Below are 14,008 nucleotides of genomic sequence, written 5' to 3'. Positions count from 1 at the left end.
GTGAAAATTCATCGTCAACCCGGATATAGGCCTTTCGCCGTCTCGCTTCCAGACGGTTGGTATTCTTTTTGGGTTGTGCCGCGTGACATCTTGTCCTTGCGCGGGCGGGGTGACAGATTTGCCCAGTATTCAGCCAAGGAGGCGGCGATGATCGAGAAGCGGGATTTTTATATCAACGGGGCATGGGTGGCACCGAAAGTAGCGCGCGATTACCAAGTGATCGACCCGGCCAGCGAAGAGCCCTGTGCGGTGATTTCTTTGGGGGATCAGGCCGATACCGATGCGGCGGTCGCTGCGGCCAAGGCGGCGCTTCCCGGCTGGAAAGCGGCCGACCCAGCGGTGCGTATCGCCGCTGTCGAGCGGATCGCCGAGATCTATGCCCGCCGCTCCGAGGAGATGGCGCAGGCGATGAGCCTTGAGATGGGCGCGCCGATTGATCTGGCGCGCAGGAACCAATGGGGCGCGGGTGCCTATCACATCGCCAATTTCATCACGGCCGCAAAGGCGTTCCCCTGGGTGCATCCGCTGGGGGATGGCACGCCCGGCGCGATGATCGCGCATGAGGCGGTGGGGGTCGTCGGGCTGATCACGCCGTGGAACTGGCCGATGAACCAAGTCACGCTCAAGGTGATTCCGGCGATTTTGGCGGGCTGCACGATGGTGCTGAAACCCTCCGAGGAATCGCCGCTATCCTCGCTACTCTTTACCGAGATTCTGGACGAGGCGGGCTTGCCGCCGGGCGTGTTCAATCTGGTGAATGGCGACGGTATGGGTGTGGGCTCACAGCTTTCGACGCATCCCGATATCGAGATGATTTCGTTCACCGGATCGACCCGCGCAGGCCGTGCAATTTCCAAGGCGGCGGCAGAGACGTTGAAACGCGTCACGCTGGAGCTGGGCGGCAAGGGGGCCAACCTCGTCTTTGCCGATGCGGATGACGAAGCGGTGGCACGCGGCGTGAAACACTGCTTCCAGAATTCGGGGCAAAGCTGCAACGCGCCAACCCGGATGCTGGTGGAACGCCCTGCCTATGACCGCGCCGTCGAGATCGCGCGCAAAACGGCGGAAGAAACCAAGGTTGCCAGCCCGCGTGAAGAGGGCGGTCATATCGGCCCGGTGGTGAACAAATCGCAATTCGAAAAGATCCAAGGGTTGATCGAACAAGGCATCGCCGAGGGGGCCAAGCTGGTCGCAGGCGGTCCGGGGCGTCCGGAAAATCTGAACCGGGGGTTCTACGTTCGCCCCACGGTCTTTGCCGATTGCGATCCGTCCATGACGATCATGAACGAGGAAATCTTTGGTCCGGTTCTGTCGATCATGCCGTTTGACTCCGAAGATCAGGCGATCGAAGTGGCCAATGCCACGCCTTACGGTCTGACGAATTACGTCCAGTCCGGAGATGGAGCGCGTCGCAACCGTCTGGCACGGGCGTTGCGCTCGGGCATGGTTGAGATGAACGGCGCAGATCGCGGCGCGGGCGCGCCATTTGGCGGCGTTGGTGCTTCGGGGCGCGCGCGTGAAGGCGGTCGCTGGGGAATCGAGGAATTCTGCGACGTTAAGTCAATCTCGGGCTGGGCAGAATAAGGGGGCGCTGTCGCAAACTTTTGGGTGAGGCCATTGGCGCCGAACAGACCATTTTGGAACATGGGGGCGACTTCGATCCCCCCCATGTCCGGTCCGACGTTTGACCCACCCGTAAGTTTGCGACGAGTCCCTTGATCCTTACCCTGTCCGTTCACCTGCCGCTACGGTGCGCGCCTCTTTGTTAAAGATTTGAGGTCTCGGCAGCACTGTCCGACTCCAACCCCTCCGCGATCCGCGACAGACGGGGCACGAGCGGGAAAAGCGCCGCCTGAAGGGAATGGTAGATGTCGGGCTTGCCGAGGAACTGACGCTCGCAGGGCGCTCCCGCCTCATCGATTTCCGGGAACCAGCCGCCCCGTGACGCATCGATGAAATGGGCCGCGGCGTAATTCCAAAGGCGGCGATACCATTCCTCGTCCGAGGCGCGGGCTTCCAGCTTGATCAGGGCCGCCATTGCGCCGATCCCTTCGCTCACCGGCCACCAGTAGCGGTCGCGGATCGCAGGGCGGCCTTCGATATCCAACGTGTAGACAAAGCCGCCATCCTCACGCCAGGCATCGCTCAGCGCCTGCTCGATCAGGTGTCGGGCTCGGATTGGTGCCTCGGGCGTGGGGCGTCCGCTCAGGTCCCAATGTTGTATCAGAAGGCGTCCCAGTTCCAGCGAATGGCCGGGTGTCGTCCCGGCGGGGCGGAACATCGGATTGCCGGCGTAATGTGGGTCGACCTCCCACGCCTCGGTGTAATGTTCGGGCAGACGCCAGCCGTGATGCGACGCGATCCGGTTGATGAAGAAATCGAGAATCCGACCCGCGCGTTGCAAAAAGACGCTCTCGCCGGTCGCTTCGTAAGCCGTGAGCATCGCCTCAATCGCGTGCATGTTCGCGTTCATGCCGCGATAGCGCGAAATCGGCGTCCAGTCGCGAGCATACTCGTCGCGAAAGAGCCCGGCCTCCTCGTCCCAATAGCGGCTGTCTAGCACATCCCAGACATCTTCCAAAAGCCGGTCGGCATCTGGGTGGCCTACGCTTTTGGCCGAGGCTGCGGCGAGCATTACGAAGACGTGGCCATAGGCGAGCTTGATGTCATCCACGGGGCCGTCGGGCGAAACGGCCCAGAAATAGCCACCATGAAGATCGTCGCGGTGTCGGGTTCTCAGCCCCTGAATTCCGGCATCGATCAAGGGCGCGCCCGCAGTGTATCCGGCCTTTTCCCCCAGCGCGTAGGAATGCACCAGCCGGGTGATGGTATGCAGTTCTTGGGTCGTGTCGGGGCGCGGAGCGCCGGTCCAGTCAAGCGTCTTGATCCAGCCGTTAGGGCCAAGGCTCGCGCGGAAGAAGTTGAGCTGCGCGCGCGCTTCGTGTTGCAAAAAGCGGCGGTGCTGCGGGTCATTAAGCCAAGTGCCTTCGGCATCTGCCGGGCCGAGGGCAGGTTGGTCCAAATTGCTCATAGTGTCTCCAGTCTGGCGGTGTCGGTGTCAAATTTCTGGTGCCCCCGTGCGCGCGCCGATCAGGTCCATCTTCGGACAAAGCGCTGTGAGCTCTGTATTATCCGGGATGCGGTCAGGCTGCGGTGCCGGGGGGGCGCCTGCGGCACAGTAGCAAATCAGTATCGTTTGGCCCACGGGAATCGAGCCGATGAATTGGGGCACCCACACGCGCGGAAAAAGGAGATCCGTATTGGCTGGCGGTCCGTGAATGCGGGCGCGGCGTTCGGTCATATCGAGGTTGCGAATGAAGCTTGTCGCGGTGGAGGCGACCTTGGCCAGCGCGTCCGCGCCAATCCGGGCCTCTTGTCCGGCGGCGAGCGCCACCCGCATCACGCCCAGCGTTCCAAGTCGCAACCCCGCGCGGCCATCCTTCTGTTTCGCGCTCACATACTGTTCGTGGAAATCCTCGGTGGCATTGCAGTCACGGATGAAAGCTCTAAAAACTTTGCGACAAGACTTTATCTGTGTGCATTGAAATGAGGAGATGGCGATGGCCTTCACGCTGGCGACTTGGAATATCAACTCGGTGCGGCTGCGCGAAGGGCTTGTCTGCAAACTTTTGCAGGAAGAAGCGCCGGATGTGTTGTGCTTGCAGGAATGTAAAAGCCCGGTTGAGAAAATCCCGACCGAGGCGTTTCGCGATCTGGGCTACACCCATATGGTTGCGCGCGGGCAAAAGGGCTATAATGGCGTTGCGATCCTGTCCAAGCTGCCAATCACCGAAGTTGGGGCGCATGATTTCGCCGATCTTGGCCATGCGCGCCATGTCGCAGCACAGCTGGAAAACGGCGTCACGATCCATAATTTCTATGTGCCTGCGGGGGGCGATGTGCCTGACCGCGCAGTGAATGAGAAATTTGGTCAAAAGCTCGATTATCTGACGCAGATGCGCGATCATTTCCACGCTGAATCGCCGAAAAAAGCGATCTTGGTGGGCGATTTGAACATCGCGCCGCGCGAAGATGATGTCTGGAGCCATAAGCAATTGCTCAAGATCGTGTCGCATACGCCCATCGAAGTAGAGCATCTGAGCGCCGCGATGGATGCCGGGGATTGGGTTGATGTGACGCGTCAGGACATTCCCGAGGGGTTGCTCTATTCATGGTGGAGCTATCGGGCGCGCGACTGGGACGCGGCGGATAAGGGGCGTCGCCTTGATCATGTCTGGGCGACCTCGGATATCGCGGCGGCGGGTCATTCCAGCCGCGTCTTGCGCGCGGCGCGCGGCTGGGAGCAACCCTCGGATCATGCGCCGGTTTTCGCCAGCTTTGATTTGTGACGGGCGGGCGCTGCAAACTGTCGCAGGTCAATCGGGGTTTGCGTTTTCAATCTTAAACGCCATATAGAAATCGAAACTCCGCAACCGGATGGAGAGAGACATGTTAGAACTTGGCACCACGCAAAACGCCGCCCCCGCGGGCGATCTGATCAAGGACGTATCCGAAGCCGACTTCATGGCCGAAGTGGTCGAGAAATCGCAGACCGTGCCGGTTATCGTCGATTTTTGGGCGCCGTGGTGTGGCCCATGCAAGCAGCTTGGCCCGGCGCTTGAGGCCGAGGTGATGGCCGCGAAGGGCGCGGTCGTGATGGCCAAGGTCAATGTCGATGAGAACCAGGGGATTGCCGGGCAGTTGCGGGTGCAGTCGATCCCCACGGTTTACGCGTTCTGGCAAGGCCAGCCGATTGACGGGTTCCAAGGCGCGCTGCCCGGCTCGGAGATCAAGAAATTCGTCGCCAAGGTGATTGAGGCCGCTGGTGGGGCCGATAACGGTCTTGCTGACGCGGTTGAGGCCGCCGAGGCGATGCTGAATGAGGGCGCGGCAGAAGATGCCGCCGAGACCTTCGTTGCGATCCTTGGCGAAGACCCGGAACTGGCCGAGGCGCATGGCGGTTTGATCCGCGCGCGCATCGCGCTGGGCGATCTGGACGCGGCGGGGGCTGCGCTTGCGGCTGTTCCGGCAAAGCTGACCGATGCGGCCCCGATTGACGCGGCGCGTGCCCAGCTTGATCTGGCCAAACAGGCGCAATCGGCGGGTCCGCTGGATGACCTCAAAGCCAAGGTCGAGGCCAATGCGGACGATCATCAAGCGCGCTTTGAATATGCGCAGGCGCTTTATGCGGCGGGCGATGCGGCGGCGGCCGTTGATCAATTGCTGGACCTATTCCGTCGCGACCGCGAGTGGGATGATGGCGCTGCGAAAACGCAGCTGTTCACGATTTTCGACGCGCTCAAGCCAAATGACCCGGTCGTGCAGTCGGGTCGTCGTCGCTTGTCGTCGATGATATTTGCCTGATCGGTCCGATGACCTACCTCGGTGGAATGATAAAGCAAGGCGATCTGCCAGACACTCTTCCACTTTTTCCATTGCCCGGAGCGCTCTTGCTGCCCCGGGCACGGCTGCCGTTGCATATTTTTGAGCCCCGCTATCTTCAAATGATTGAGGATTGCATGAAAACCCCGCAGCGGCTGATCGGGATGATCCAGCCGCTGAAAGGGCCCTCGGGGCAAAATCACCTGAATGCGATTGGCTGTGCGGGCCGTTTGACCGGGTTCTCCGAGACCGAGGACGGGCGCTATATGATCACGCTTGCGGGCGTGTCGCGGTTCCGGTTGCTGCACGAGAAAGAGGGCTTCACGCCCTATCTATGTGCAGCCGTCAACTGGGAGCCATTCGCCCGCGATCTGGGCCCGACTGAGCAAGATCCAGAGTTCGATCGCACGGCCTTTTTCGAATTGCTCGAACGCTATTTCGTGACGCAGGGGCTCGATACCGACTGGGAGTCGTTGCAAGAGGCCGAAGAAGAATTGCTGATCAATTCGCTTGGGATGCTGTTGCCGCTTGAGTCGGAAGACAAGCAGGCGATGCTTGAGGCACCTTGCCTGTCCACGCGGCGTGAAACTTTGGTAACGCTGCTGGAATATGCGCTTTATGGTGGCAGCGAGGAGAAGCTGCAATGAGCGACGATACCGAACCAACAGATAGCCCAACCGAACCTGCGCGCGCGCGGCCGCTATTTGACCGCCACATGCTTGAGGCCTTGGTTTGCCCGCTCACCCACGCGGTGTTGCAGTATGACGCCGAGGCGCAGGAACTGATCTCCAAGCGCGCCAAATTGGCATTTCCGATCCGCGGTGGCATTCCAATTTTGCTCGAAGACGAAGCCCGCCGACTCGACGACTAAAGCGGTCGTCCTTGCAGCAAGCGGGGCAGGGGGCCTGACAGCCCCGCCGCCTGACGCATGAAACCTTGGCGCAGGGCAGGCAGAGCTTGCACAAGCCCCATGCCAATGTCGCGCCCCACGCGCAGAAGCGGATTGTTGTTGGAAAACAATTTGTTGACGCTGTCCATGCCCAGTGCAAGCGCGGTGGAATCAAACCGCCGCCAGCCCTGATAGCGTTCCAATACATCCAGCGCGCCAATGTCTTCGCCGCGTCGCATCGCCTCGACCAGCACCTCGGCGAGGGCGGCGACATCGCGCAACCCAAGGTTCAACCCCTGACCCGCGATCGGGTGCACGCCATGGGCCGCGTCGCCCACCAGCGCCACGCGCGGCGCGGCATAAGACTTGGCCAGCGTCAGGTTCAGCGGATAGCTAAAGCGCGGTCCGGCCAGTTTGATCTCGCCCAGGAAATCGCCGAAACGCGGGCGCAGAACGGCCAGAAAATCGGCATCATCCAGCGCCGCGATGGCTTGGGCGGTTTCGTCTTTCTCGCTCCAGACGATCGACGAGCGGTTGCCCTTGAGCGGCAAGATCGCCAGCGGCCCTGAGGGCATGAAGAATTGATGCGCCACGCCATTATGGGGCAGCGCGTGTTCGATCGCGGCGACCAGTGCGGTCTGACCATAGCCCCAGCCTTCGCGCGTGATGCCCGCGCGTTGGGCCACGCCCGAGCGCCGCCCATCGGCCCCCACAAGCAGCTTGGTGCGCAAGCTGCGCCCGTTTGACAGCGTCGCGGTGATCACGCCCGGCGTAACCGTTTGATCGGTGACTTGGGTGTCATGGATCAAGGTGATCGCGGGATTGGCCTCCATCGCGTCCAGAAAGGCGCGATACAGAAAGCGATCTTCCAGCATGTAACCGACCGGGGCCTGATCAAGCTCGCGCGCGTCGAAATGCAGGAAAAACGGAGATGCGCCTTCGCCGGCATGGCCATCGCTTGCTTTGACTTCCATCATCGGTTGCGCGGTCTCGGCAATTGCGCCCCAAATTCCAAGCGTGGCCAGCAATTTCTGCGACGCAATCGCCAAAGCATAAGCGCGCCCGTCGAACGTATCGGTGGCGCGTTGGCGGGCGGGGGCGGCATCGACCAAGGTGACGCTGACACCAGCGGAGGCCAGTGCCAGAGCCAATGCAGGGCCGTTCAGCCCACCGCCGGCGATAAGGACATCGGAATCATATTTCATGGTGCTTACTATGGCGCGCCGTCCGGGATTGTCCATGCGCGCCGGTGTCGCTAGCGTGGCGTCGAATAAGTAAGGAGACGGGCATGGATTGGCGGCTGGCAGGTGCGGTGGAACAGGGGCGCGCGATTGCGGCTGGGCAGCTTGATCCGGTGGAGCAAACCGAAGCCTATTTAGAGGCTGCGCAACACAGCAATGACATCTATGCCCGCCTCACGCCGCAACGCGCCCGAGACGAGGCAATGGCGGCCCATCAACGCGCCAAATCGGGGCAGCGGCGCGGCGTGTTGGACGGCGTCGCGCTGAGTTGGAAGGACCTGGTTGATACCGCAGGTGTCGCGACAGAGTCGGGGTCGCGTCTGCTTGCGGGCCGGGTGCCCGACAGGGATGCGGAAGTGCTGGTTCAGGCGGGGCTTGGGGGCTCGGTCTGTCTTGGCAAGACCCATATGACCGAATTGGCGTTCTCAGGGCTTGGCGTGAACCCGATGACCGCCACGCCGGGAAATATCCATGATGTAAAGCGTGCGCCGGGTGGGTCGTCTTCGGGGGCGGCACTGTCGGTGGCGCGCGGGCTTGCGGCGGCGGCGGTCGGGTCCGACACCGGCGGATCGGTGCGTATTCCGGCGGCGTGGAACGATCTGGTGGGGCTGAAAACCACGCATGGACGGGTGTCGACGCGTGGGGTTGTGCCGCTGTGTCGCAGCTTTGATACGATCGGGCCACTGGCGCGCAATGTCGAGGATTGCGCCCATGTGCTTGCGCTGCTTGAGGGGCGCAATCCGCCGGATCTGCGCGACACAACGCTGCGTGGGGCGCGGCTGCTGGTGCTGGAAGGGCTGCCATTCGAGGGCACGCGCGAAAAGCCCGTGCAAGGGTTTGAGACGGCGGTGGATCGCCTCGCCAAAGCGGGTGCGGTGATCGAGCGGCGTGGCTTGTCGATGGTGGCACCTGCGATGGATCTGTCGGGCATTCTGTTTGCCCCCGAGGCGTATGGCGAGTGGAAGCACCTGATCGAAGCCGCGCCCGAGAAAATGTATCCGTTGATTTTGGAGCGCTTCCGCAGTGGGCGCGATGTGCTGGCCTCAGATTATGTGGCGGGTTGGCATGCGCTCGCGGACTATCGCGCGGCCTATTTGGCAGCGACGGTGGAATATGACGCAGTGTTGGTGCCCACCGCTCCGATTGCCCCCCCTGATGCGCAACGTCTGCTCACGGATCGCGTCTATTTCGAGACGGAAAATCTGCTGGCGCTGCGCAATACCCGGATCGGGAATATTCTGGGGCTCTGTGTGCTGACCTTGCCAACGGGGGTGGCGTCTTGCGGGATTTCGTTGATGGGCGCGCCGATGGGCGAAGATCGTCTGTTGCGCCTTGGCATGGCCGCCGAATCGGCGCTCGTCTGAAAAGTCACAGTCATGTCTGTCAAGCCTCTTGGAGCACTGTCTTTTTCTGGACGCAGGGGCTTGGGTTTTGTAACCTGTCTCTCAATACGGGGCGACATAGACTCCGAAGCATGAGGCAATGATGGATTTTCCCGAGCGGTTTTCGAACCTGCCCGAATATGCGTTTCCGCGTTTGCGGGGGCTGCTTGATTCGCACGCGCCCGGCGGCGCACCGCTTGCCATGTCGATTGGTGAGCCGCGTCACCCCATGCCTGCTTTCGTGGGCGAGGTGATTGCGCAAAGCCTTGAAGAATTTGGGAAATATCCGGCCAATGATGGAACGCCAGAGCTGCTGGCCGCGATTTCCGCTTGGCTGAAGCGGCGCTACGATGTCGCGATTGGCCCCGAGCGGATCATGGCGCTCAATGGCACGCGCGAAGGGTTGTTCAACGCGGCTATGGCGCTGGCGCCCGAGCTGAAGAATGGCAAACAGCCTGCGATTTTGATCCCGAACCCATTTTATCAGGTCTATGCTGTGGCGGCAGCCGCAGTCGGCGCAGAGCCAATCTTCGTGCCCGCAGGCCCTGAAACTGATTTTCTGCCTGATTATGAGGCACTTGCGCCTGAGGTTCTGGATCGCGTGAGCGTGGCCTATCTGTGCTCACCATCGAACCCGCAAGGCGCGGTAGCATCGCCCGACTATCTGGCGAACCTGCTGGCGCTGGCCGAAAAGCACGATTTCCGGATCTTCGCGGATGAATGCTATTCCGAGATCTGGCGCGAAGCACCGCCCGTGGGTGCCGCCCAAGTCGCAGCAGAACAGGGCATCAACCCCGAGCGCGTGGTGATTTTCCACTCGCTCTCGAAACGCTCGAACTTGCCGGGGCTGCGCTCGGGCTTTTTGGCCGCTGGCCCGGAAAGCATCCGCCATATCCGCCGTTTGCGCGCCTATGCAGGTGCGCCGTTGCCCCAGCCTTTGCAACGCGTCGCCGAACGTGTTTGGGCCGATGAGGCGCATGTGATCGAGAGCCGCCGTTTGTATGGCGAGAAATACGACATCGCGGGCGACGTGTTTTCGGGTGTTGACGGGTTCAGGCTGCCGCAGGGTGGGTTCTTTTTGTGGCTGCCCGTCAAGGATGGCGAAGCTGCGGCGCTGAAACTGTGGCAAGAGACCGGCATTCGGGTCTTGCCGGGCGCCTATCTGGCGCGCGACGTTAACGGAGAAAATCCCGGTAAGGGATTCATACGGGTGGCCTTGGTCGCCCCAAAAGAAGAAACGCAGCGCGGGCTTATTCAGCTACGCGACTGCCTATACGATTGAGGACGGTAGGTTATGGCATCTTATCAGGTACGACAGCGCGATCCGCTATTCGATCAGGACACGCAGGCAGTTCTTGAACGACGTGGCAAGGAGTTGGTGGGGGCCGTTCTGGTTCTGATCGGCGTGCTTGCGGCGATGATGCTGTTTTCCTACGCACCCGAAGATCCAAGCTGGATGGCAGCCTCTGATCAGCCTGTGCAGAACTGGCTGGGACGGATCGGTGCGGGCATTGCCTCGCCGCTGTTTGTCATCGTGGGTCATGGCGCGTGGTTGCTGCCCGCCGCTTTGCTGGTCTGGGGCGTGCGCTTGATCACCCATCGCGGCGAAGAGCGCGTGCTGTCGCGCATCATCTTCTTCCCGATCGCCGTTGCGATGGCCGCCGTTTACGCCGCGCTTCTGGTGCCGGGTGCGCAATGGGGGCAGGCCTTTGGTTTGGGTGGGCATTTCGGCGACATGATCGCAGGCTCGCTTTTGGGAATTGTGCCTGTGTCGGGGACCTTCGGGCTCAAGCTGTTGTCGCTGGTGCTGGCGGTGGCGATGCTGGCGATGGCGGCCTTCGTGCTGGGCTTCACCAAGCTGGAGCTGCGCGTGATCACGCGGTTCATGTGGCTTGGCACGGTGGCGGTGTATGTTGGCGTGATGAATCTGCTGGGCAAAGGCGCATCGGCCTCGGTGAACGGGGCGCGTCTGGCAGCCGAGCGTGCGCGTGAGCGCAGAGCGCAAGCCGCAGAACGTGCGGCAGAACAAGCCGCTTGGGAAGAGCAACAGGCCTTGGTCGCTGGCCATTGGGCCCCCGAGGTCGAGGCTGCGCGCCCCTCTCTTTGGACGCGCATCCGCCGCCCCGCCGAGCCGGACTATGACGCCTATGATCCGACGCCCGAGCTTTTCGAGACCGAGCCGCATTGGGATCATCTGCCCCAAGAAACGCCCAGCGATGACCGCATTCGCGCACGCATCACGCAAGCGGTGCAAAGCCGCAAAACGGCAGCGGTGGCGCCAGATTTTGCGCCCGACTATGCCCCGAAAACCGCCCCCAATCTGGCTCATGATTTGCCCGAGGCGATGGTCCAGCCCGAGCCGCAAGCCCCTGCTTCGGTGCTGGCTGCCGTGGCCAAGCGTCTGGCCCGCGCGCCGCGTCCGGCCCAACCGACGCCCGCACAACCCGCGATGCGCGCCGAACCTGTGCTGCGCGCTGAGCCGCCTTTGCACGCAACCCCGCGCTACATGCCAAATTCCGCGCCAGCTGTGCGCGTGACGCGCGAAACGCCAGCCACTGACGGGCATGACTGGACGCATCCCGATTGGACTCCGCCTGAAGAGGTCGAGACCGATGCGATGGATCTGCGCACCGATCATTTCTACACGGGCGACGAGGCGGACTTGAACGCGCTCAGTGGAGAATCCCAATGGGTGCAAGAGCCGAGCTATGACGCTTATGACGCCTATGAGACCGAGGTGCCCGACCTGCCGGTTGCTGCGCGCGGGCTTGATCGCAAGGTCATCAAGCAGCCCGAAGCAAAACGCGTCGTGCAGCCCATCAGCAAACCCGCAGCACCCTCGCGCCGCGCCCTTGAAGAGGCGCAGCCGAAACTGGCATTCGAGGCCAAGCCGAGCGCACCTTATGAAATGCCGCCGCTGTCCTTGCTGACCAACCCGGTTTCGATCCAGCGTCACCAGTTGTCCGATGAGGCGCTGGAGGAAAACGCGCGGATGCTGGAATCGGTGCTTGATGATTATGGCGTGAAGGGCGAGATCGTTTCGGTGCGTCCGGGTCCCGTGGTTACGATGTATGAACTTGAACCCGCGCCGGGTCTGAAAGCGAGCCGCGTGATCGGTCTGGCCGATGATATCGCGCGCTCGATGTCCGCACTTTCGGCGCGCGTTTCGACCGTGCCGGGGCGCTCTGTGATTGGTATCGAACTGCCCAATGAGCATCGCGAAAAGGTTGTGCTGCGCGAAATTCTTTCGGCGCGCGATTTCGAGGATAAGAATACCAAATTGCCGCTCGCGCTGGGCAAGACCATTGGCGGCGAGCCGATTGTCACCAACCTCGCCAAGATGCCTCACCTGCTGATCGCGGGCACCACGGGCTCGGGTAAATCGGTGGCGATCAACACGATGATCCTGTCGCTTCTGTATCGCCTGTCGCCCGAGGAATGCCGGTTGATCATGATCGACCCGAAGATGCTGGAATTGTCGGTTTATGACGGTATCCCGCATCTGCTGAGCCCGGTTGTGACCGATCCGAAAAAGGCGGTTGTTGCGTTGAAATGGGTGGTCTCCGAGATGGAGGACCGCTACCGCAAGATGTCCAAAATGGGCGTGCGCAACATTGAGGGCTATAACGGCCGCGTCAAAGAAAGCCTTGAGAAAGGCGAGATGTTCAAGCGCACCGTGCAGACCGGGTTCGACGAGGAAACCGGCGAGCCGATCTTTGAAACCGATGAATTCCAGCCCGCAACGCTGCCCTATATCGTCGTGATCGTCGACGAGATGGCTGACCTGATGATGGTCGCCGGTAAGGAAATCGAGGCCTGCATTCAGCGTCTTGCGCAGATGGCGCGTGCCTCGGGGATTCACCTGATCATGGCGACGCAGCGCCCATCGGTCGATGTCATCACCGGCACGATCAAGGCCAACTTCCCGACCCGGATCTCTTTCCAGGTGACCTCGAAAATCGACTCGCGCACCATTCTGGGCGAGCAAGGGGCCGAGCAGCTTTTGGGCATGGGCGACATGCTGTATATGGCGGGTGGCGGCAAGATCACGCGTTGTCACGGGCCGTTCGTGTCTGATGAAGAGGTTGAGGAAATCGTCAACCATCTCAAGAGCTTTGGTCCGCCGGAATACATGTCGGGCGTGGTCGATGGGCCTGATGATGGCACTGCATCTGAAATCGACGCGGTGCTCGGGCTGAACACTGGTGGCAATACTGGCGGCGAAGATGCGCTTTACGATCAGGCGGTGGCGATCGTGATCAAGGATCGCAAATGCTCGACCTCGTATATCCAGCGCAAACTGGGGATCGGCTATAACAAGGCTGCGAAACTGGTTGAGCAGATGGAAGATCAAAGCGTTGTCAGCGCCGCCAACCATGTCGGCAAGCGCGAGATCCTCGTGCCCGAGCAGGGATAGGCCGGCGCAAAAACGCTCACATTCTCGAAAAGCCCCGGCGCGATGATGCGCTGGGGCTTTCCCTTTGCGTAAGAGTGCCTAAATATCGTGACATGAAACAAATACGCATCCTTCTGGCCGCCGTGTTCACGCTGGCATTCGCGCTTCCGGCCATGGCTGAGAAGCTGTCGCTCAACGCCATTTCGGCCTATCTCAATGGCTTGAAGACGGCCTCGGCCGATTTCACGCAGGTCAATTCCGACGGCTCAATTGCCACCGGAAAGCTGTATCTCAAGCGGCCCGGTCAGGCGCGGTTTCAGTATAATTCGGACAAAACATTGGTCTTGGCCACGGCCAATCGGGTGGCGATATTCGATGCGAAATCGAACCAGCCACCGGAGCAATATCCGCTGGTGAAGACGCCGCTGAACTTGATTTTGGCCCGTAACATTGACCTCAATCGCAACAAGATGGTGACTGGGTATAGTTCTGACGGGGCGAAAACGCTGGTGACGGCACAAGACCCGGAACATCCCGAGTATGGCTCGATCCAGCTTGTGTTTACCTCCAGTCCGGTCGAGCTGCGCCAATGGGTGATCACCGATCAGGCGGGCGCTAAGACCACGACGATCCTGAATAACCTTCAAAAAGGTGGTGACTACCCGTCGTCGCTGTTCTCGATTGATTTGCAGATGGCGCGCGAGAACTGAGCACCGCG

At 61.2% G+C, this 14,008-nt stretch carries 12 protein-coding genes; 9 read left to right on the top strand and 3 right to left on the bottom strand.

Annotated elements, in window-relative coordinates; translation table 11 throughout:
* Nucleotides 1–147 precede the first annotated feature (147 nt).
* Nucleotides 148–1,584, top strand: coding sequence for an aldehyde dehydrogenase family protein (locus QZ571_RS03940; RefSeq protein WP_295532084.1), 1,437 nt, complete (start codon nt 148–150; stop codon nt 1,582–1,584).
* A 181-nt stretch (nt 1,585–1,765) separates the two neighbouring features.
* On the opposite strand, the gene QZ571_RS03935 is transcribed toward QZ571_RS03940, so the two are convergent.
* Together QZ571_RS03935 and QZ571_RS03930 are read right to left on the bottom strand one after the other, a co-directional pair.
* The gene (locus QZ571_RS03935) at nt 1,766–3,031 is read right to left on the bottom strand and encodes an AGE family epimerase/isomerase (protein WP_295532081.1); all 1,266 of its coding nucleotides are present in this window, start codon (nt 3,029–3,031) and stop codon (nt 1,766–1,768) included.
* Nucleotides 3,032–3,058: 27 nt separating this feature from the next.
* Entirely contained in the window at nt 3,059–3,457 is a 399-nt protein-coding gene (locus tag QZ571_RS03930; protein ID WP_295532077.1) for a hypothetical protein, read from the bottom strand.
* Between the two features lie 103 nt (nt 3,458–3,560).
* Between QZ571_RS03930 and QZ571_RS03925 the strand changes: the two genes are divergently transcribed.
* From QZ571_RS03925 to QZ571_RS03910, 4 genes are all read left to right on the top strand, one after another.
* On the top strand, nt 3,561–4,349 hold the full coding sequence (locus QZ571_RS03925; protein WP_295532074.1) for an exodeoxyribonuclease III: 789 nt from the start codon (nt 3,561–3,563) through the stop codon (nt 4,347–4,349).
* A 100-nt stretch (nt 4,350–4,449) separates the two neighbouring features.
* Nucleotides 4,450–5,364 (top strand): tetratricopeptide repeat protein, encoded by a 915-nt coding sequence (locus QZ571_RS03920; protein WP_295532071.1) that lies wholly within the window; start codon nt 4,450–4,452, stop codon nt 5,362–5,364.
* Between the two features lie 26 nt (nt 5,365–5,390).
* On the top strand, nt 5,391–6,029 hold the full coding sequence (locus QZ571_RS03915) for an LON peptidase substrate-binding domain-containing protein (protein WP_295532191.1): 639 nt from the start codon (nt 5,391–5,393) through the stop codon (nt 6,027–6,029).
* Nucleotides 6,030–6,097: 68 nt separating this feature from the next.
* Entirely contained in the window at nt 6,098–6,253 is a 156-nt protein-coding gene (locus QZ571_RS03910) for a Trm112 family protein (protein ID WP_295532189.1), read from the top strand.
* Here QZ571_RS03910 and QZ571_RS03905 read toward each other — a convergent pair.
* Nucleotides 6,250–7,476, bottom strand: a complete 1,227-nt coding sequence (locus QZ571_RS03905) for an FAD-dependent monooxygenase (protein WP_295532068.1) — start codon at nt 7,474–7,476, stop codon at nt 6,250–6,252. The genes QZ571_RS03910 and QZ571_RS03905 overlap by 4 nt on opposite strands.
* 83 nt (nt 7,477–7,559) lie before the next feature.
* Between QZ571_RS03905 and QZ571_RS03900 the strand changes: the two genes are divergently transcribed.
* The 4 genes from QZ571_RS03900 to QZ571_RS03885 all read left to right on the top strand — a co-directional run bounded on the left by QZ571_RS03900 (nt 7,560) and on the right by QZ571_RS03885 (nt 14,000).
* The gene (locus QZ571_RS03900; protein WP_295532065.1) at nt 7,560–8,876 is read left to right on the top strand and encodes an amidase; all 1,317 of its coding nucleotides are present in this window, start codon (nt 7,560–7,562) and stop codon (nt 8,874–8,876) included.
* 121 nt (nt 8,877–8,997) lie between these two features.
* Entirely contained in the window at nt 8,998–10,176 is a 1,179-nt protein-coding gene (locus QZ571_RS03895) for an aminotransferase class I/II-fold pyridoxal phosphate-dependent enzyme (RefSeq protein ID WP_295532062.1), read from the top strand.
* A 12-nt stretch (nt 10,177–10,188) separates the two neighbouring features.
* Nucleotides 10,189–13,311, top strand: coding sequence for a DNA translocase FtsK (locus tag QZ571_RS03890; protein WP_295532059.1), 3,123 nt, complete (start codon nt 10,189–10,191; stop codon nt 13,309–13,311).
* A 92-nt stretch (nt 13,312–13,403) separates the two neighbouring features.
* A complete protein-coding gene (locus tag QZ571_RS03885) occupies nt 13,404–14,000 on the top strand; it encodes an outer membrane lipoprotein carrier protein LolA (protein ID WP_295532056.1) in 597 nt (198 codons plus the stop codon).
* The last annotated feature ends 8 nt before the right edge of the window (nt 14,001–14,008 follow it).

Origin of the sequence: uncultured Thioclava sp. (genome assembly GCF_913064665.1) — a bacterium.
GTDB classification, from domain to species: Bacteria; Pseudomonadota; Alphaproteobacteria; order Rhodobacterales; family Rhodobacteraceae; genus Thioclava; species Thioclava arctica.
Note: the sequence above shows the minus strand (reverse complement) of the source record. Positions and strands in the feature narration are given on the sequence as shown.